This window comes from Nocardia sp. NPDC046473, from assembly GCF_040645995.1.
Classification (GTDB): Bacteria; Actinomycetota; Actinomycetes; order Mycobacteriales; family Mycobacteriaceae; genus Nocardia.
Window position 1 is genome coordinate 87,760 of the sequence record NZ_JBEYZJ010000007.1, and the last position, 20,310, is coordinate 108,069.

Genomic DNA, 20,310 nt, shown 5'->3' on the forward strand with positions numbered 1-20,310 from the left:
CAAAGCGACTAAGACAGTGAACGGTTCGATGGGGACGGACCGGCATGTCGGCGGCCACGCAGGGGGTGTCGCCGCCATTCCGGTCCGGTGGGGATTGCTTCGGTAATTCGAGGTAGTCATGGCCCATTCGGCTGGTCTATTATCTGCGTATGAATGCAGATAGCCAGGAAGGTCGACCGCTGCTGGCGGAGGATCAGGTGGGCCTGGTTGTCGAGGTTTTCCGGATGCTGGCCGACGCGACCCGGGTCCAGGTGCTGTGGGCGCTCGTCGACCGCGAACTGTCGGTGAACGACCTCGCGGGCTACATCGGCAAACCCGCGCCCTCGGTCTCCCAGCACCTGGCCAAGCTGCGGATGGCGCGCCTGGTCAGCACGCGCCGCTCCGGCACCACGATCTACTACAGCCTGGAGAACGAGCACATCCGGCAGCTGGTCGTGGACGCCGTGCACAACGCCGAGCACGCGGGTCCCGGCGTGCCGCCGCACCACCGTGGTGACGCCGTACGTGAGCTGCCGACGCACCGGACCGGAACAGCGGAATGACCTGCACGAAACAGGGTACTGGGCAACGGATTTCGGAGCGTGACGTGGTGAATACGAAGGATCAGCACAGCGACGACGGACACGGCGAAGGGGTCGAGCACAGTCACGGGCACAGCAAGAAATCCGGGCACGTCCATGACCACGCGTCGCCCCACCCGCACGGCGAAAGCCACCGGAATCATGGAGGTTTCGCGCACCAGCACACACATGGCGAGCACACCCACGAGCATCCGAAGGGATTGCGCGGAGTCATGCGCGAGATCTTCGTGCCACACAGCCACGACGCGGCCGACAGCGTCGATGACGCGCTGGCGGCCAGCGCCGTCGGTATTCGGGCGGTGAAGATCAGCCTGATGGTGCTCGGTGTGACCGCGGTGCTGCAGGTGCTGGTGGTCGCGGTATCCGGGTCAGTGGCGTTGGCGGCAGACACTATTCACAATTTCTCCGACGCGTTGACGGCGGTGCCGCTGTGGATCGCCTTCGCGCTCGGGCGGCGCGCCGCCACCCGGCGCTATACCTACGGATTCGGTCGCGCCGAGGATCTCGCGGGTCTGTTCGTCGTCGCGATGATCGCGCTGTCGGCCCTGATCGCCGGTTACGAGGCGGTCCGCCGATTGATCTCGCCGGTGCCGATCGAGCATCTCGGCTGGGTCGCCCTCGCGGGCGTGATCGGCTTCCTCGGCAACGAGACCGTCGCGCTGTACCGCATTCGGGTGGGGCGGCAGATCGGCTCGGCCGCCCTGATCGCCGACGGTCTGCACGCCCGCACCGACGGCTTCGCCTCACTGGCGGTGCTGGTCGGCGCGGCAGGCGTCGCACTCGGCTTCCCTCTCGCGGACCCGATCGTCGGCCTGCTGATCACCGTTGCCATCCTCGCGGTGCTGCGCACGGCGGCCCGAGATGTGCTGCGCCGCCTGATGGATGCGGTCGAGCCTGGCCTGGTGTCCGCCGCCGAACAGGCCCTCGCCGCCGAACCGGACGTGCAGGGCGTACGCAGCCTGCGGATGCGCTGGATAGGGCACCGGCTGCACGCCGATGTGGAACTTGATGTCGCCCCGACCATCACCCTTGCCGACGCCCACCGCGTCGCCCACGAGGCCGAGCACACCCTCGCCCACGTCGTCCCCAAGCTCAACACGGCCGTCGTGCACGCCTACCCTGCCCACGTCGGGTAGGCGGCGCCGATACCAGGTCAACAGCTGATTTCGTGAGCACGTGGGTAACTCCATGTACTTACATGGGCTTAACTGGCGGTTGGCGTTGTTGTCAAGAGCAAGTGGCGCTGATTGCGATTGCGATTATTACCCCCTGAGCTGCGGATACGTTGAATCGCATCCAAATTGGCATGTGAAATTGAACAGTGGTGTCGGCATCAGTGGGCGTCGTTGGCTGACGTCGGTCATTTAATGGCGGGATTAGTGACAAACAGTGAAGATCAGCCAGCAACTGCGGGGACAACCACCGTGCATGTTCCGGCATCACTACAGCAGGGGCAGAGGGGTATGCCGCTCGCAGTGCCTCGTGACAGTCTCCGCGACGAGACTGTCGTTTGCCGCCGTTGTGAGACCACCTCGTTGCCAGTCGTGAACCACCACGGCAGTACAAAAGTAGAACTGGTTGTCACGCTGTTGATTCGCGGACGCCGTGCTTCCGAACCACCGATACGCGGCATTACCGCGCGTTGCATACCACGATCAATCCGGCCGATGTAGCGGCGATGCGGTACGGCATTATCGAAACGACCTCGACGCAGTCTTTTGTACTGGACGAAGTCGCTACCGTCATTGATGCACTATTCTGCTGCAGCACTTTTATTAATAAATCCTCCGGATGTGCGAATTATTGCGTGCGCTCGGGCGCCGGGCTGCGCCGTATGTGGCGAATGGTTCAGGGGTAGGCCAGGGATGTCGACTCGATCGGGCCTTGGTGGTAGCCGGTCATGTAGTTGACGAAGCCGCGGTCGTCGATTTCGGGTACGAGCGGCAGCGGCCACGGCTTGGCGTCGATCCAGGTCTGGAACAGCAGCGGCGAGCGCTGCCCGTTCAGGAACTTTCCCTCGCCCTGGGGCGGGTTGTCGAACGAGCCGACCGATTCCTCGTCGATGAAGAAGTCGACCTTGTCGGTGCTCAACTTGATGCCGTAGGAATGGAATTCGTTCAGCAGTGCCGGATCCAGTCGCTGGAGCCGGATCTGGTCCTCATCGGCTCGCTTGACCATGATGAAGAAACCGATGGGGTCGGTAGTGTTGAAGAACGTCGTGTTCAGGACGTTCAAGACTGGCGCCAGCGCATTGCTCACCGGTCCGTTCGGACCCCACCAAGCGAACCAGGCCAGTTCGACCCGTTTCGGATTGAAGTTCCGGTTGGACAGACCCCACCCCGTTGTGCCCTTGAGCTGAGCGCCGTCGGGCACCTTGATCCGGGTGGCCATCGTCATGCCCGGATCGAAGCTGACGAACGGCAGCAACTCGGCATTGTCACCGACCAGTGGCGGCTTCTGATCGGACAGGTGCGACTGCAAGGTCGCGGGAATGGACAACTCCATACCGGTCGGGGTGGTCAGGATCGAGGCGGTTCCGGTGTTTTGTGAGCACCAGTCCTGTGCCCGCGGGGCGGTGAACGGGTCGCTGAACGTCGCTGCCGGGCGCGGGGCTCCGCTACCGCCGTCGAGGATCGACAGGTTGTAGACGCAAGGAGGAAACCCGCCGTCGGTAGTGACGAACGAGTCCGCGACCCCCGGTTGCCCGGACAGCGAAACGGCCAGTACACCACCGGCCAGCACCGCAACGAGCCGTCGTCCACCGACCACTGCGAACATCGCGTACCTCCCGCTCGAATGACCCGACCCGCAGTCACGAATCAGGCTGTCTTTCTCGTCCTCGAATTTGCGGGTCACTGTTCCCGGAATTCTCGGCGAAATTTCCCGGCCGCATCTTTTTGACGCGTCTGTGCCCTGATCTAGCGAACCTACCAGCCAGCCGCAGCCATGACTTCGGTATCGGCTCAGTGTGGCCAGTCGGCACGGTGCAAATTCTGCGCATGCATGAGTGAAATTTGATAAACAGCGGTCCCCATCGGTGAGGACGAAACCAGGCTCCGACACTGGAAGGTATTCAACAAGCCAGGCATCGTCCTGACCAACGCGCACGGAAGGCCGAACCGCATCGCAGGTCTGTACCTCGCCACGCGGACGCACCTTCATAGCGCGAAGAGAAAGATCGGTAACCGACTAGCCTTCAACTAGAAAATCAGACCCCATGACGAACCAGAACTGGCCCAGCGAGAAACACGACAAGGAGCGCACCGTGTACAACTTCATCAACCGGTTGACCGTCACCGACGACACCGTCGAATTCGAAAGGGCAATCGGCAATGTAATCGAGCACATGGTGCGCCAGCCAGGATTCCACTCCTACCAGCTGTACCGCTCCACCGACGACAGCCGGATTTACGTCGAGACGGCAGTGTGGGCGGACGCCGCCGCACATCGGGCTGCGATGGCAGAAGAGGGGTTGCGTAATGCGGTCGGAAAGGTTCTGGGCTTGGCTAAGGCGGAGGCCGGGTCGTTTGAGCTGGTCCAGACCGTTGGCGCGGTGACCGCGAGCTGATACTCGCACCGGCATCTACGTAAGTGAGTGCTGACACATCTGATGTGTGTCGTTGGATCGAATTGTGGCTGGTCAGTTGCCCTCGAAACACCGTGTAATCGGCATTTCCGGACATCTAGCTGCTGTGGCCATGATCGATCTACGTGGCAAATATGAAGATGTTCTCTCAACGAATCACAAGCTGTCGGTGGGGGCCAGGACTGGCAACGTGGTAGGCCCACAACGGCGGCAAACGACATGCGACCGGGCGTCCTGATCTGCCTGTTCCGGCTGTGCATGCATTGGGTGCCGATCGCCGCGAACCGAATCGCTGCGCACACCATGGCATTCGGCGCGGTGATCCCAATGGATGCCCGTGGGGCGGCACCCGCATCATCGATGACCGCACCAGTTCCGCGAGGCCCGTGCTCACGAGGTGGTCGGTGTGAACGCCCACGCCAGTGATCATGCCCCAGGGGGGGCGGGATAATACCCGCGATCCCCGATGACCAGGCAACAGATGTATTCGTTGCCGAGAGTAGTGCGGATGGCCTCGATTTCGACCCATCGACTATTTGGCTATTGGGTGATTCACTTTTGCCCTCCGGGCTCGCGGTGGGATGGCTGGTGTTTTGTTCTACCGGGTGTGATGCGCTACGGTGCCAGGCAGTCTACGCTTTGCTAGCGGCAAGAATAGTTTCCTCGTCTCGCTTTCATCGAAACGCCCGGTTCCATTCCTTCTGTTCGAATGTGTGTAATCCGATCCACGTAATAGAAAGGCGTTGTATGAAGTTCGAAGTGAAGTCTCTGCTGCGCCCGCACCGCAGGGTTCCCGCGCGAGCTGTCACTGCGAGTCTCATGATGGGCACGCTTGCCGTTGCCGCAGGTGTACTTGCCGGAGTGGCACATCCAGCGCCGATAGCGAAGAGTGCGCAGGACTCCTCGGTGATCACGAAGAACGTCGATATTCCGGACAAGACGTATAACTGTGCCCACACCTGTAGGCGTATCGGTGCGGCGGGAACCATCACGGTCGACAAAAACACCAAGAAGTTCACGATCAGTCTGCATCTGGACGCCGACTGCGTCAACGGCAGATTCGAGGTCTATTTGAATGGAAAGACCACCGACGATAAATGGTGGGCCAAGCGTGACGTGCGAATCTACAACGAGACCTGCGGTTCCACTCAGGAGCGGACAAGTAACTTTGTGCACACCGGCAATTGGGCTGACAACGATCAAAAAGTCCAATTGCACGTCGTGTTCGTCCCGACGATAGGTGATGATGAAATCAGTCGAAAAGTGCTTGTAGATATGCTGAACTGAGACGGCGGGGAGCTCGGGGAGTCCGCCTACCGGCGAGTGTTGTTCTGCCGGAGGCCGGAATCAGCTCGAGCGACTCGTTGGCGACACCGTGGCGGCAATCGCCGCGCGTTCCGCAACGTGTACACCCGGAAATGGCCGCAGTGATCCAAACCAAACTCGGCCCCGCCGTCGCGGACGTGACACGGCTACGAACCGGGTAGTACCCACTGCGACAGACCAGGTTCCCGAGCAGAGGCACCCCCGACGCTACGTCGGGGGTGCTGTTGTTTCTGCCACGTGCCAGCATTTATGGTGGCTCGCCGGGCCCGGGCTGAACCACCCACGATGCCCCCGTCGGCCGCCGACGAAACTTTCGCAGCGCCTGAGTCCGGCCTGAATACGCGGAGAGGCGGGCAAGCCCTGTCCGGGCGGCTTTACTCTTCGGTAGCATTCGGCATGTGATGTGGCTCATGGTTGGTATGTGCTGAACCATGCTGACGCGCGTCCGGAACCTCTCGAAGCTGCCTGACCTGCTCCATCGGAGCCGGATCCCGGACGATCTCGAGTCCGTCGCGTCCATCGGCGCCGAGGCCGAGCCGGCTGCTCTCGGGTTGCCGTCCGACTATGCCGAGCGGATCTGGCGGCGGATGCAGGTGGTGTACCGCAGCGGCGTCCATCCGGCCGTCCAGGTGTGTATACGTCGGCATGGAGTGGTCGTGTTCGACCGAACGCTCGGTCACGCACTCGGCAACGGCCCGGACGACGACGTCGAGACGCCGAAGGTGCTCGCCACCCCGAGCACGCCGTTCGTCACCTACTCGGCCTCGAAGGGCGTCACGGCGTTCGTCGTGCATCTGCTCGTCGATCGCGGACTGATCGAGCTGAACGCGCCGATCTGCCGGTACATCCCCGAATACGGTTGCCACGGTAAGGAATCCATCACCGTTGGGCAGGTGCTCGCGCACCGATCCGGGGTGGCGAACTTGCCGAGGGAGGCGTTGACGGCCGAGGCCGTCGCGGATCGTGAACTACTGGTACGGAATCTGTGCGCGGTACGGCCATCCGTGCCGCCCGGCCGATTCCAGTCCTACCACGCACTATCCGGCGGATTCATCCTCGGCGAGGTAGTCCACCGTGTGACCGGCAAGGACATCCGCACCGTCCTGGACGAGGAGATTCTGCGCCCACTGTCGTTCCGCTGGACCAATTACGGTGTGGCGCCGCAAGATTTCCCCCTCCTCGCCAGGAACTACCGGACCGGCCTCACGCCGTTGCCGCCGCTGTCGCTCGCGATGGAACGGCTGCTCGGGGTGTCCTTCGCGGAGGCCGTCGAAACCGGCAACGACCCCGCCTATCTCGGCGTCATCGCGCCCGCCGCGAACGTGGTCAGCACCGCGAACGAGCTGAGCCGCTTCTACGAGATCTTCCGGCGCGGCGGCGAACTCGACGGTGTCCGGGTGATGCGGCCGGAAACCATTGCAGCGGCCCTGGTTCCGCAGTCACGGATCGAACCCGACCTGTCGCTCGGCATGAACTTCGGCTTCGGCTACGGCCCGATGCTCGGCGGTCGGGTGGTGAGCCTGTACGGCCCCGACACCCGTAAAGCCTTCGGCCATCTCGGCTTCACCAACAACGCGGCCTGGGCCGACCCCGAGCGCGCACTGTCGTGCGCCGTGCTGACCAGCGGTAAACCGATCCTGTATCCCGAGCTGATCCGCTGGGTCGCGCTGCTGTACGGGATCACGTCGGAAACGCCGAAGGTGGCCGAAACAGACTTGGCTTTCTGAGTGGAAGTCACTGAAGAAAAAGGAGTTCCGATGTTGAGCACTATGCAGGACGAGCCGTTGTCGCTGGCGACGTTGCTGCGCTACGCATCGACGTTTGTCGGCGATTCGACCGTGTCCACCTGGACCGGTACGGGCGTGCGCACCATGACCTATCGCGAAGTCGGCGCGGACGCGGCGCGGCTGGCGAACGCGTTGCGCGAGTTGGGCATCGGCATCGGCGATCGAGTCGGCACCTTCATGTGGAACAACAACGAGCACCTGGTGGCCTACATCGCGGCACCGGCGATGGGCGCGGTGCTACACGCGCTCAACATCCGGCTGTTCCCGGACCAGCTGGTCTATGTGGCCAACCATGCCGAGGACAAGGTGGTGCTGGTCGACGGCACGCTGCTGCCGATGTTCGCCCAGTACCTGCCGAACCTGACGACGGTCCGGCACGTCATCGTGGTCAACGGCGACGCGTCGACGCTGTCCGCCCCCGACGGCGTGCAGGTGCACTCCTACACCGAACTCCTTGCCACGCAGCCGGATACCTACGACTTCCCGGTGATCGACGAACGGTCCGCCGCGGCAATGTGTTACACCTCCGGCACCACCGGCGACCCGAAGGGCGTGGTGTATTCGCACCGCTCGAACTGGTTGCACGCGATGCAGGTGTGTTCGCCCAGCGGCATGGCCTTCACCGGCCGCGACACGATCCTCGCCATCGTCCCGCTGTTCCACGCGAACGCGTGGGGCATCCCTTACGCGGCGCTGATGTCGGGCGCGAATGTGCTGATGCCGGACCGGTTCCTGCAGCCGGGCCCGCTGCTGGAGATGATGGCGGCCGAGAAGCCGACGTTCGCCGCCGCGGTGCCGACCATCTGGGGCGGTGTGCTGGCCGGCCTGGCCGCGCACCCGCAGGACATCACGCATCTGCGCACGGCGGTGGTCGGTGGCTCCGCGGTGCCGCCGTCGATGATGCGGGCCTTCCAGGAAAAGCACGGCGTGCGCATCCTGCACGCGTGGGGCATGACCGAGACGTCCCCGCTCGGCAGCGTCGCGCATCCGCCGACCGGGGTGACCGGCGAGGACGAGTGGGAGTACCGCTACACCCAGGGCCGGTTCCCGGCGAGCGTGCAGGCCAGGCTGGTCGGCGACGACGGCACGGTGGTGCCGAACGACGGAGAAGCGCTGGGCGAGTTGGAGGTTCGTGGTCCGTGGATCACCGGCTCCTACTACTCACCGGACGGCACCGTAGTCGACCCGGACAAGTTCGACGACGGCTGGCTGCGCACCGGTGACGTCGGCAAGATCAGCAAGGACGGCTACCTCACCCTGGTGGACCGGTCCAAGGACGTGATCAAGTCCGGCGGCGAATGGATTTCGTCGGTGGACCTGGAGAACGCCGTGATGGGTCACCCGGCCGTCGCCGAGGCGGCGGTGATCGGGGTGCCGGACGAGAAATGGGACGAGCGGCCGCTGGTGGCGATCGTGCTCGTCGAGGGTGCTGCGGCGAAGGCCGACGAGCTGCGCGACTTCCTCGCCGACAAGTTCGCGAAATGGCAACTGCCGGAACGCTGGACGTTCATCGCCGAGGTGCCCAAGACCAGCGTCGGCAAGTTCGACAAGAAGCGCCTGCGCGCCCAGTACGCCGATGGCGACCTGACGGTCACCACGCTGTCCTGATCGCGGACTGCCCGGCGCGGCCTGAATTCGCTTGCCGCGCCGGGCTTGTCTGTGCGTTGATCAGCAGTTGCGCAGTTCCGGGCTCTGATTCAGCAGCTGGGCCCTGGTCCCGATGAACGTGCTGTAGGTCTCGCCACCGACCGCGGAAAGCGGGAAGGCGGCCACCCGATGGCAGTTCTGGAAGGCGAGCTTCACGCCGAAGTGCCGCTCCAGCCCGCCGCGGATCGCGTCGGAGGCCATGGCGCGCAGCAGCTGCCCACGTGCCACCTCGTCCGGCGGCGCGACCAGGTTGTCGGCGTATTCTTCGGTGCCGGAACGCAGTTCACCGGCAACCCGGCTGACGACTTCGTAGGCGTAGGGCAGCGACTGGCGGACCACCTCGACGAAATCGGCGTCATCGACTTCGCCGCGTTCGGCGCGTTCGAGCAGTGGGGCTGGGACATCGAGGGACATAGCGCTCTCCTCCACGGGTGGATGGCTGATGCGATGCGTCCCGATTCTAATCGAAAGTCGTTGTCAACAATCCTGGATTCGCCGCGAAAGTGCTGCTTTCAGTGCGGTTTTCGCATCGGCTGCGAGCGTGCGGACCAGTTCGCCGGCCGGTAGCTCGGGCGCCAGAGTGTGTGTCTGTCCCGCCCAGAGATTGACGTTGTCCGGGTTACCCGCGGCCCGTGCCTCGGCCCGCAAAGGCGCGGTGGCGTAATGGATCTCCGGGTACGCGACGGGCGCGGTCGCGCTGTGCTCCACCATGAATTGATTGCGCAGGCCACGGGCCCGGCGGCCGGTGAAGGCGCGGGTCAACATGGTCGGGGCGTCGGCGGCGAGGGCGGCGCGGTGCACCGGATTGGTACCCGCCTCGGGGCAGCGCAGGAACACCGTGCCGAGTTGCACGGCCGCAGCACCCGCGGCGAGTGCTGCGGCGATGCCCGCACCCGTGCTGATGCCGCCGGTGGCCACCACCGGCTTGTCCGTCGCGGCGGTCAGGAGTTGCAGTAGCGCCAGCACGCTGAGCGGATCGGTGGCATCGTCCTCGGGCCGGTCGACGAAGGTGGCGCGATGCCCACCCGCCTCCGCGCCCTGCGCGATGAGTACGTCGGCGCCGCGTTCGACCGCGATTCGCGCTTCGGTGGGCGAGGTCACCGTCACCCAGGTCTCGGAGCCGACGGCACGCAGCCGCGCGATCTCCTCGGCGGTGGGGCAGCCGAAGGTGAAGGAGACGACCGCGACCGGATCGGCGACGAGCAGATCGAGCTTGGCGTCCCAGTCGTCGGTGTCGTACTCGGCATCGCCGAGCGGATGTTCGCGCGCGAGTTCGGCAAGGTAGTCGGCGAATGCGGCGGCGGGCGTGGCCGGGCCGGGCACGAAGAGGTTGACGCCGAAGGGGGAGTCGGTCGCGGCGCGAGTGGCGGTGATCCGGGCTGCGGTGTCGGTCGCGCTCAGGTAACCGGCGGCCAGCAGGCCGAAGCCGCCAGCCTTGGTGACCGCGACAGTCAACTCGGGCGTAGAGGGTCCGCCGGCCATCGGAGCGAGCACGATCGGGACTGCCAGGTCATCGATGATCACGGTCCAAGTCTGACCTACTGGACGTGTGACCCGGTATTTACCTGCGTCTTTGCCGGACAAGGTTGCGGAATGGTCACGACGAGGTAGAGTTCCCGTCACAACGGATGCCAAACCGTTACATCGCAAGCTTCATCGGATCGTTACCGAACCGGTTGGCGACAGGCCCGGCACCGCTGAACCAACTGTTCTTCGGACGCAAGGACGCAGCTGTGTCGCACCATCGGGTAGGCCCCAGTTCCATTACCGTCATGAGCCTCATCGGCGATGATATCTCGGGTCGGCCGACGCGGCATCGCGTCGAGTCGACCGCGACCGAGCGGGTGAAGGTCGCCGCCGGAGTCGCGGTTGCCGCAGGCGCCTTGATCGGCACCGTCTCTCAGATCGCGCCCGCCGTCGCCAGTCCGCTGCTGCCCGGTGCGCACGACGGTGACGAGGCCGACGCTCCGATGACCTTCCGCGGCACCGGCATTCTGCCGGTCGCCCAGGTCAAGGCCGCCACCCCGGCGCCGGAGGCCCCGGCCCCCGAGGTGCCGGTCGCCGGCCAGATCGCCGCGCCCGCCCCCGCACCGTTCGGCCTGCAGAACCTGCCGCCGGAGATCGCGGGCCCGCTGGCCCAGGCCGAGCAGATCCTCAAGGGTGTGCAGCAGCAGGCCGCGCCCGCGCCGATGGGCGCCGTGCGTCCGGTCGGCGGCGAGATCAGCTCCGGCTTCGGTAGCCGTTGGGGCGAAATGCATTACGGCCTCGACTTCGCCGACCAGATCGGCGCCCCCATCCACTCGGTGAGCAGCGGCACGGTGATCGAGGCGGGCCCCGCGTCCGGCTTCGGCCTGTGGATGCGCGTGCAGCAGGACGACGGCACCATCGCCGTCTACGGCCACGTCAACGAGATGCTCGCGCACGCAGGCCAGCGGGTCAACGCGGGCGATGTGATCGCCACCGTCGGCAACCGCGGCAACTCCACCGGCCCGCATCTGCACCTGGAGATCTGGGACCAGAACGGCACGAAGATCGACCCGATGCCGTACCTGGCGGCCAAGGGAGTGCCGTTGCAATGGGGCCCCTCGGCGCACTGATTCCGCTGCCCGGCTTGTTAATCCGTCGATCCCCCCGTCCACTGGCGGGCAGGATGCCCCATGAGGACCGGTCGGTCGATAGGCTCGGGCCGTGACAGAGCTGGGCGACATCTTCGAGCCTGGATCACCGCACGGGCGCACCTACGCCGTGCTGGTGCATCATCCGCGATCGAGTCTCGCCGATATCGCGCAGTACCTGGGCGTTTCGGAGGAGACCGCGGCGGCATCATTGAACGTGCTTGCCGATTTGCGCGCCGCCGTGCGCGTGCCGGCCAGCGAGGGCGCGCCCGCGGTGTGGGACGCCCATGCCCCGGAGTCGTTGTCGGAGGCCGAGGCTCGGCGCAGACAACAGCAGATCAACCAGATGCACACGGCCGCAGCGCGGCTCAGCGAGACGTTCCGTTCGGTGCGCCGCTCGCCGCGCAGCAACGGCGCCGTGGTGCCGGTCTTCGAACGCCTGGAAATGCTGGCCGATTTCGAGGAGATGCAGACCAGCGCACGCACCGGCGTCAAGGTCATCGAGCGCGGGCCCTATCTCAGCGATATCGAGCGCGAGCGACAGTTGTTCCAGCTCAAGCGGAATCGGCTCGGCGAGGGCATCCGCTACCAAACGCTGTACCAGGACACTATCTATCAGGATCCGGAACGACTGCGCCACGCGTTGTCCACCAATGCCAGTGGGGCGCAGGCGCGGACGCTGCCGGAGCCGCCGTTCAAAATGATCATCAGCGACGACGAACGCGCTAGCCTGGTGCTGCACGTCGACGAACGCCGCCCGGACCCCATGGGCTTACGGATCACCGGCTCACCCGCGCTGGACATCCTGATCAAAACGTTCGACGTGCTGTGGTCGCTGGCCGCGCCCATTTCGGTGAACCCGACCGCGGAGGCCCTCGACGAACGTGACCGCGCCATCCTCACGCTGATGGGTCTCGGCGCAACCGACGACACCATCGCGCGACGGCTGGGTATGTCTCGGCGTACTGTGGTCCGCCGGACCGCGCGACTACTGGAGCGGCTCGGCGCGAGCACCCGATTCCAGGCCGGGGTGCAGGCAACCCGGCGTGGTTGGTTGTGAACTAGTTCACCGATCCGGGTACTCCTGCAACGCGACCGGTTCTGTACCGATATAAACCGTGGCATCTGGCAAGACACCGCTTCCATGGGGGTAGCGGCGGATGTGTGATCAAGAACAGGAGCCGATAGGGGGGCGCGGACCGCTGTCAGCGGTCTGTACGAATCCAAGACAGCACGCGTGGACACCGATCAGTCCCTTATATGATTGCTCGGAACCGCGCTGGCCCCGGACGATATGCCCTGTATATGGGTAGGGCCGGGTCCTAGCTCGATGCGAGAGGTGAATGCACTCGAATGGAAACTGCCCGTCGTTCCGCTCGTGGTAGCCGTCGCCGCAGGTCGGGCAGCCCGCTGTTCGGGCAGTTGCTGACCGCCGCCGTCGAATCCGAGGCCAACGAGGTCGCTGTTCGCTTCAATCCGTCGGGTCAACTCGACGACGAACGTCAGCTCACCTACGCCCAACTGGACGCGACCTCCTCGCGGCTGGCCAGGGAACTGATCGAGCGCGGTGTCGGACCGGGCGACGTGGTCGCCATCGGCATCGCCCGCAGCCTCCAGTCGGTGGTCGCCGTGTGGGCCATCGCGAAGACCGGCGCGGCGTACGTGCCGGTGGATCCGGCCTACCCGACCGACCGCATCAACCACATCCTGTCCGACTCCGGCGCCACGGTCGGGCTGACCACCTCGGCCCACCGCCCGGTGCTCGGCACCGGCGTGTACTGGATCGAGCTGGACGACCCGGTGCAGGCCGCGCGGATCGCCGCGCGCCCGGAGCACCCGATCTCCTACACCGACCGGGTGCGTCCGCTGGACGAGCGGCACCCGGCCTACGTCATCTACACCTCCGGTTCGACCGGACGGCCCAAGGGCGTCGTGGTCACGCACACCGGTCTGGCCGGCCTGGTGGCCGCCGAACGCGAGCACTACGGGGTGACCGCGGATTCGCGGGTGCTGCATGTGTGCTCGCCGAACTTCGATGTGTCGATCCTGGAGTTGCTGCTCGCTTTCTCGTCGGGTGCGACGCTGGTGATCGCGCCGCCGTCGGTGTTCGGCGGGTACGAGCTGGCCGATCTGCTGCGCCGCGAACAGGTCACGCACATGCTGATCACGCCGGGCGCGCTGGAATCGGTCGACCCGACCGGCCTGGACGACCTGCGGGTCGTGGTGGTGGCCGGTGACAAGTTCGGGCCGGAGCTGGTCGGCCGCTGGGCCGTCGATCGCGAGTTCTACAACGGTTACGGACCCACCGAGGCCTCTATTCTCGCGACGAGCTCGGCGCGGATGCTGCCGGCGGAGCCGATCACCATCGGCTCGGCGATTCCGGGAGTCGGTGCGTTCGTGCTGGATTCGCGGCTGCGGCCGGTGCCCGCCGGCGTGGTCGGTGAGCTGTACCTGTCCGGACCGGCACTTGCTCAGGGCTATCTCGGCAAGCCGGGGCTCACCGCGGAGCGCTTCGTGGCCAGCCCGTTCGGTGCCGACACCGATACGCCTGGGGCGCGGCTGTATCGCACCGGAGACTTGGTGCGGCGCAGCGAATCCGAGGACGGCGGTGCCATCGAGTACCTCGGGCGCTCCGACTTCCAGGTCAAGATCCGTGGCTTCCGTATCGAACTCGGCGAGATCGACAACGCGCTCACCGCGCACCCGGACATCGACTACGCGGCCACGCTCGGCAAGACGCTGCCGTCCGGCGCGACCGCGCTGGTGTCCTACGTGCTGCCGCGGGCCGGAACCGTCGTGGACACCGGTGAACTCGCCGAGTTCATCGGAGAGTCGCTGGCCGCGTACATGATTCCGGCTGCCATCATGGTGCTCGACGAGATCCCGCTGACCCCGGTCGGCAAGCTCGACCGCGCGGCGCTGCCTGCGCCGGTGTTCGCCGCCAAGGCTTTCCGTGCCCCGTCCACCCCGGTGGAGGAGATCGTCGCCGACGTGTTCGCGGCGCTGCTGGTGGCGGGCGACGACGGCCGAGTCGGCGTGGACGACGACTTCTTCGAGCTCGGCGGCAACTCGCTGCTCGCCGCGCAGGCCGCCGCCCGGATCGGGTCGGCGCTGCAGGTGCGGGTGCCGGTGCAGCTGCTGTTCGAGGCGACGACGGTCGCCGCGCTCGCCGAACGGGTTGAGCAGCATGCGGGTTCGGCCGCTGGTCAGGCGTTGCACGCCAGGCCGCGCCCGTCCAAGGTGCCGCTGTCCTACGCGCAGCAGCGGATGTGGTTCCTGAACCGGTTCGATCCGGCCAGTGCCGTCAACAACATTCCGGCCGCCGTGCGTCTGACCGGTCACCTCGATATCGAGGCGATGCGCGCCGCCGTGCGCGACCTCACGGAGCGGCACGAGGTGCTGCGCACCCTGTACCCCGAGGTCGACGGCGAGGGCTACCAGCGGGTGCTGGCGACCGGAGATCCGCGCTCGGTACCGGAATTCGTGGTCGAGCAGGCCACCGAGGCCGAACTGCCCGGACTGGTCGCCGCGGTGGTGACCGAGGGCTTCGACGTGACCGTGGCGCCGCCCGTGCGGGTGCGGCTGCTCGAGCTGAGCGAGACCGAGCACGTGCTGGTCTGCGTGGTGCATCATATCGCGGGCGACGGCTTCTCGATGGGCCCGCTGACCCGCGACCTGATGGCCGCCTACCTGGACCGGATGCGTGGCGGCGCGCCGGAATGGCCGCCGCTCGAGGTGCAGTACGCCGACTACGCGATCTGGCAGCGCGAGATCCTCGGCGCCGAGGACGACCCGGAATCGGTGCTGGCCAAGCAGATCGACTACTGGCGCACCGAATTAGCCGCGCTGCCCGAGCAATTGGAGCTGCCCGCGGACCGACCGCGTCCGGCGATCGCGTCCAACCGTGGCGCCACCTTGGCCTTCGAGATCGGCCCCGACGTGCACGGCGCGCTGAGTCGTCTTGCGCACGGCCATAATTCGACGCTGTTCATGGTTGTGCACGCCGCGCTCGCGGTGCTGCTGGCCCGGCTGTCCGGCACCAGGGACATCGCGGTGGGTACCCCGGTCGCCGGTCGCGGTGAGGCCGCGCTGGACGACCTGATCGGCATGTTCGTCAACACCCTGGTGTTGCGCACGGACATCGACTCCGGTGCGACGTTCGACGAGCTGCTGCGCGAGGTGCGCCGGATCGACGTCGAGGCGTTCGGTCACGCCGACGTGCCGTTCGAGCGGCTGGTGGAACTGCTGGATCCGGCGCGTTCCGCGGCGCGGCATCCGCTGTTCCAGGTGATGCTGACCTTCCAGAACCTGGCGCGCACCGAACTGGAACTGCCCGGCCTGTCCGCCGCCGCGGTGGATCTGGCGATGCCGCTGGCGAAGTTCGATCTGCAGCTCGCGCTGGTCGAGCGGATCGACAGACACGGTGCGGCGGAAGGCATTTCGGCCGCCTTCACTTACGCCACCGACCTGTTCGACGAGGCGACCGTGCAGGACTTCGCCGACCGCTTCGGCCGGATCCTGGCCGCGGTCGCGGGCGATTCCGCTATCACTGTCGGCGACATCGATGTGCTCGCGCCGGGTGAACGCGACCTGGTGCTGCACGAGTGGAACAGCCCGGGCGCGGAGGTGCCCGAGGTGACCCTGGTCGATCTCATCGGCGCGCAGGCGCGCAGGCGGCCGGACGCGGGCGCGATCCGCTACGGCGACACCACGTTGACCTTCGGCGAGTTGCAGCGTCGCGCCAACAAGGTGGCGCGGGCGCTGATCGCGCAGGGCGTCGGCCCGGAAGCGCTGGTGGCCGTTGCGGTTCCGCGTACCGAGGAGCTGCCGGTCGCGCTGCTCGCGGTGCTCACCGCCGGTGCGGGCTACCTGCCGATCGATACGACCTACCCCGCGCAGCGGTTGGAGTTCATGCTCTCCGACGCCGCTCCCGCGTGCATCCTGACCACCGCGAGCGAGCTGGAATCCGTTCCGGCGGGCGATATTCCGGTGATCCTGCTGGAAGAAACGGCCGACTTCGCCGATGCTCCGGTGCGTACGTCCGAGCGGACCGCACCGCTGCGCCCGGACAATCTGGCCTACGTCATCTACACCTCCGGTTCCACCGGCGTGCCCAAGGGCGTCGGCGTCGCGCACCGCAATGTGGTGCAGCTGTTCGCGAACACCCACGAGGTGTTCGAGTTCGACGAGACCGACGTGTGGACGCTGTTCCACTCGTTCGCCTTCGACTTCTCGGTGTGGGAGCTGTGGTGCGCGCTGGCCAACGGCGGCACCGTCGTGGTGGTCGACTACCTGACCTCCCGGTCACCGGAGTTGTTCCGCGAGTTGCTGATTCGCGAACAGGTCACCGTGCTCAACCAGACTCCCTCGGCGTTCTATCAGCTCGCCGAGGCCGACCGGGCCGCGCAGACCAACGATCAGGCCAAGTTCGCGCTGCGCTACGTGGTGTTCGGCGGTGAGGCCCTGGATCTGCGCCAGCTGCAGCGCTGGTACGACCGGCACGCGGTGGACGCGCCGTGGCTGGTCAACATGTACGGCATCACCGAAACCACGGTGCACGTGTCGTTCCTGTCGCTGGACGAGCAGATGGTCGACAACGCGGCGAGCGTCATCGGCCGCGCGCTGCCCGGCCTGGACGCCTACGTACTCGAGGACCGGCTGCACCCGTCGCCGGTCGGCGTGGCCGGCGAGATCTACGTCGCCGGCGCCCAGCTGTCCCGCGGCTACCTCGGTCGCCCAGGGCTGGCCGCGACCAGGTTCGTCGCGAATCCGTTCGGCGCGGCCGGTTCTCGGATGTACCGCACCGGCGACATCGGCCGCTGGGTCGGCTTCGGCGGGCAGGCGACGCTCGAGTACGCCGGTCGCGGCGATCAGCAGGTGCAGTTGCGCGGGTTCCGCATCGAGCTCGGCGAGATCGAGTCGGCGCTGGTGCGCTGCCCCGGTGTGAGTCAAGCAGTGGTGCTGGTGCTCGCGGACGAGAACGCGGGCGACCGGCTCATCGGATATGTCGTGCCCGACACCGGTTCTCAGCTCGACTCGGTCGAATTGCGCAGCCAGGTCGGCGAATTCCTCACCGGCTACATGGTTCCGGACGCGATCGTGGTGCTCGACGTGCTGCCGCTGACGCCGAACGGCAAGCTGGACCGCAAGGCGCTGCCCGCGCCGGAATTCCTCAGCACCGCCACCTTCCGCGCCCCGAGCTCGCCGGTCGAACAGGCCGTCGCCGAGGTGTTCGCCGGACTGCTCGGCGCCAATGAGATCGGCCTCGACGACGACTTCTTCGGCCTCGGCGGCAACTCGCTGCTGGCCACCAGGGTGGTCGCCCGGATCAACGAGGCGCTCGACGCGAACCTCGTGGTGCGCGAGCTGTTCGAGTCGCCCACCGTCGCCGCGCTCGCCGCCCGTGTCGTGCCGGGCGCGGCCAAGGCGTCCGGCGCGCGGCCGCCGCTGGCCCGGATGCCGCGGACCGATCAGGTGCCGTTGTCGCTTGCCCAGCAACGGATGTGGGTGCTCAACCAGTTCGATCCGGACTCGCCCGCCTACAACATCCCGCTGGCGATCCGGCTGTCCGGCGTGCTCGACGTGCCCGCGCTGCGCAATGCGGTCGCCGACGTGCTGGAGCGGCACGAGACCCTGCGCACCCGCTACCCCTCGGATCCGTCCGGCGTGGCATACCAGGAGATCCTCTCGGTCCGCGAGTCGCTGCCCGGTGGCCTGGAGACCGTGTCCACCGCGGATCCGATCGGCCGCATCACCGAGCTGCTGTCCACTGGATTCGATGTGACACAACAGGTTCCGGTGCGTGCGCTGCTGCTCGCGGTCGGCCAGGACGAGCACCTGCTCGCGCTGGTCGTGCACCACATCTCCGCCGACGGCGCCTCGATGGCGCCGCTGGCGCGCGACCTGGTGACCGCGTATCTCGCTCGGATCGGCGGTAATTCGCCGCGCTGGTCGCCGCTCGAGGTGCAGTACGCGGACTTCGCCAGCTGGCAGCGCACCGTCATCGGCACCGATGACGACGAGAACTCCATCGCCGCACGGCAATTGGCGTACTGGCGGGAACAGCTGAACGGACTGACCGGCGAGCTGAACCTGCCGCTGGACCGCCCGCGGCCCGCGGTCCCGTCCATGCGTGGCGCCTCGACCGGCTTCGCGGTCTCGCCGGACGTGCACGCCGCACTGGTTCGGCTGGCGCGCGAACACAATTCGACGCTGTTCATGGTCGTGCACGCCGCGCTGGCCGTGCTGCTGGCCAGGCAGTCGAACAGCAGCGATATCGCCATCGGCACGCCGATCGCGGGTCGCGGCGAACGCGCGCTGGACGAGCTGGTCGGCATGTTCGTCAACACGCTCACCCTGCGCACCGCGGTCGAGCCGAGCGTGAGCTTCGCCGAGCTGGTCGATCGGGCCCGCGAGACCGACCTGGCCGCCTTCGCCAACGCCGACATCCCGTTCGAGCGGGTCGCCGAGGTGGTCGCCGCCGGTCACGCGACGGTCTACAACCCGCTGTTCGGCGTGGTGCTGTCGTTCCAGAACAACGAGCAGCCGTCGCTGGAACTGCCCGGCCTGACGATCACCGGACTGGACGGCGGCGAGATCGCGGCCAAGTTCGACCTGCAGGTGAACGTCGACCCGCGGCACAACGCGGACGGTGCGCCGGGCGAGCTGATCACCGCGATCACTTATGCGACAGACCTTTTCGACGAGTCGACGGTGCAGGCGCTGTGCCGCAGGCTGGAGCGGGTGCTGACCGCGGTGGTCGCCGATCCGCAGGTGCGGGTCGGTGACATCGACCTGCTCGACGCGCAGGAGCGCGAGCGGGTGCAATCCGCCGCCGAATCGGCGCAGGAGCCCACCGCCGCGGGCGTGACGGCCACCACCGGAACCGCGCTCACCCAGGCGCTGACCGCCGTGGTCGAGGACGACCCGGACGGGCCCGCGCTGGTCGCCGGCGAGGACGCGGTGTCCTACCAGGAACTCGACGCCCGCTCGTCCCGGCTGGCGCGCGTGCTCGCGGCCCGTGGCTGCGGCCCGGGTGACGGTGTCGCGCTCCGGTTCGATCGCGGCGTCGACGCCGTCGTCGCGACCTGGGCCGTGCTCAAGGCCGGCGCCGCGGTGGTGCCGCTCGCCTCGGCCGATGCGCCGATTCCGGCCGGACCGGTCGTCAAGGTCGGGCTCACCAGCGCCGTGGCACCCGCCGCGGGCGAGGTCGACTGGCTCGTGCTCGACGATCCGGCGGTGGCCGCGCAGATAGCGGCCGAATCGCCACGGCCGGTGACCTACGCGCATCGCACGCGAGTGCTGCGCGGCACCGACCCGGCGTTCGTCGGGGCGCGCACGCTCGGCTACGACGAGCTGGCGGGTGCGGCGGACCAGCTGCGCACAGGTACCGAGCTGACCTTCGAGTCGCGCACCTTCCAGTTCGGCGGCCCGGCGGAGCTGGCGTTGATCGAGGTGGTGGCGGCGGGCTCCTGCGGTGCCTCGATGGTGCTCGTCCCCGAGGATGCCGACCTGACCGAGGCGCTGGCCGACGAGTGGGTCAGCCACCTGCTGACCGATCGCGCGGGAGCCAGTACCCTCGATCCGACGGCCCTGGAGGATCTGCGGGCCGTGGTGCTCGCCGGCGGCGGCGATGTCAGTAGCGCATGGACGCAGGTGGCGACGGTTGTCGCCCTGTCGGATCTGCTGCGAGCCGGGTAAAACTTGGCTGGTACCGGGTGCAAGCCCCTAAAAGCATGACTAGGGTCACTCGGGACCGGTTTGCCGAA

Annotated in this window: 12 protein-coding genes; 9 read left to right on the forward strand and 3 right to left on the reverse strand. The window is 66.7% G+C overall.

Annotation, left to right across the window (positions count from 1 at the left end; translation table 11 throughout):
* Positions 1-149: 149 nt before the first annotated feature.
* Both ABZ942_RS25430 and ABZ942_RS25435 read left to right on the forward strand, forming a co-directional pair.
* Positions 150-542 (forward strand): metalloregulator ArsR/SmtB family transcription factor, encoded by a 393-nt coding sequence (locus tag ABZ942_RS25430; protein WP_357386069.1) that lies wholly within the window; start codon positions 150-152, stop codon positions 540-542.
* 239 nt (positions 543-781) lie between these two features.
* Complete coding sequence (locus ABZ942_RS25435) at positions 782-1,717, forward strand: cation diffusion facilitator family transporter (RefSeq protein WP_357386816.1); 936 nt, start codon at positions 782-784, stop codon at positions 1,715-1,717.
* A 712-nt stretch (positions 1,718-2,429) separates the two neighbouring features.
* On the opposite strand, the gene ABZ942_RS25440 is transcribed toward ABZ942_RS25435, so the two are convergent.
* Positions 2,430-3,359: a hypothetical protein gene (locus tag ABZ942_RS25440; RefSeq protein WP_357386071.1), complete on the reverse strand. Its 930-nt coding sequence runs from the start codon at positions 3,357-3,359 to the stop codon at positions 2,430-2,432.
* 487 nt (positions 3,360-3,846) lie between these two features.
* Here ABZ942_RS25440 and ABZ942_RS25445 point away from each other — a divergent pair, with 487 nt between their 5' ends.
* From ABZ942_RS25445 to ABZ942_RS25460, 4 genes are all read left to right on the forward strand, one after another.
* Positions 3,847-4,149, forward strand: coding sequence for an antibiotic biosynthesis monooxygenase family protein (locus tag ABZ942_RS25445; RefSeq protein WP_357386073.1), 303 nt, complete (start codon positions 3,847-3,849; stop codon positions 4,147-4,149).
* Between the two features lie 765 nt (positions 4,150-4,914).
* Positions 4,915-5,454, forward strand: coding sequence for a hypothetical protein (locus ABZ942_RS25450; protein ID WP_357386075.1), 540 nt, complete (start codon positions 4,915-4,917; stop codon positions 5,452-5,454).
* Positions 5,455-5,924: 470 nt separating this feature from the next.
* Positions 5,925-7,220 (forward strand): serine hydrolase domain-containing protein, encoded by a 1,296-nt coding sequence (locus ABZ942_RS25455; RefSeq protein WP_357386077.1) that lies wholly within the window; start codon positions 5,925-5,927, stop codon positions 7,218-7,220.
* Between the two features lie 30 nt (positions 7,221-7,250).
* Positions 7,251-8,888, forward strand: a complete 1,638-nt coding sequence (locus ABZ942_RS25460) for a long-chain fatty acid--CoA ligase (protein ID WP_357386079.1) — start codon at positions 7,251-7,253, stop codon at positions 8,886-8,888.
* Between the two features lie 60 nt (positions 8,889-8,948).
* On the opposite strand, the gene ABZ942_RS25465 is transcribed toward ABZ942_RS25460, so the two are convergent.
* Positions 8,949-9,341, reverse strand: coding sequence for an SCO5389 family protein (locus tag ABZ942_RS25465; protein WP_357386081.1), 393 nt, complete (start codon positions 9,339-9,341; stop codon positions 8,949-8,951).
* A gap of 63 nt (positions 9,342-9,404) precedes the next feature.
* Entirely contained in the window at positions 9,405-10,451 is a 1,047-nt protein-coding gene (locus ABZ942_RS25470) for a nitronate monooxygenase (RefSeq protein WP_357386083.1), read from the reverse strand.
* Between the two features lie 248 nt (positions 10,452-10,699).
* Between ABZ942_RS25470 and ABZ942_RS25475 the strand changes: the two genes are divergently transcribed.
* The 3 genes from ABZ942_RS25475 to ABZ942_RS25485 all read left to right on the forward strand — a co-directional run bounded on the left by ABZ942_RS25475 (position 10,700) and on the right by ABZ942_RS25485 (position 20,242).
* Positions 10,700-11,524: a M23 family metallopeptidase gene (locus tag ABZ942_RS25475; RefSeq protein WP_357386085.1), complete on the forward strand. Its 825-nt coding sequence runs from the start codon at positions 10,700-10,702 to the stop codon at positions 11,522-11,524.
* A gap of 91 nt (positions 11,525-11,615) precedes the next feature.
* Positions 11,616-12,602, forward strand: a complete 987-nt coding sequence (locus ABZ942_RS25480; RefSeq protein WP_357386087.1) for a LuxR C-terminal-related transcriptional regulator — start codon at positions 11,616-11,618, stop codon at positions 12,600-12,602.
* A gap of 293 nt (positions 12,603-12,895) precedes the next feature.
* Positions 12,896-20,242, forward strand: coding sequence for an amino acid adenylation domain-containing protein (locus ABZ942_RS25485; RefSeq protein ID WP_357386089.1), 7,347 nt, complete (start codon positions 12,896-12,898; stop codon positions 20,240-20,242).
* Positions 20,243-20,310 lie beyond the last annotated feature (68 nt).

Bases quoted from the DNA above. Each gene is read 5' to 3' on its own strand.
- ABZ942_RS25465 (WP_357386081.1), bottom strand. From the start codon at position 9,341: ATGTCCCTCGATGTCCCAGCCCCACTGCTCGAACGCGCCGAACGCGGC.
- ABZ942_RS25455 (WP_357386077.1), top strand. From the start codon at position 5,925: ATGCTGACGCGCGTCCGGAACCTCTCGAAGCTGCCTGACCTGCTCCAT.
- ABZ942_RS25460 (WP_357386079.1), top strand. From the start codon at position 7,251: ATGTTGAGCACTATGCAGGACGAGCCGTTGTCGCTGGCGACGTTGCTG.
- ABZ942_RS25485 (WP_357386089.1), top strand. From the start codon at position 12,896: ATGGAAACTGCCCGTCGTTCCGCTCGTGGTAGCCGTCGCCGCAGGTCG.
- ABZ942_RS25440 (WP_357386071.1), bottom strand. From the start codon at position 3,359: ATGTTCGCAGTGGTCGGTGGACGACGGCTCGTTGCGGTGCTGGCCGGT.
- ABZ942_RS25450 (WP_357386075.1), top strand. From the start codon at position 4,915: ATGAAGTTCGAAGTGAAGTCTCTGCTGCGCCCGCACCGCAGGGTTCCC.
- ABZ942_RS25430 (WP_357386069.1), top strand. From the start codon at position 150: ATGAATGCAGATAGCCAGGAAGGTCGACCGCTGCTGGCGGAGGATCAG.
- ABZ942_RS25475 (WP_357386085.1), top strand. From the start codon at position 10,700: ATGAGCCTCATCGGCGATGATATCTCGGGTCGGCCGACGCGGCATCGC.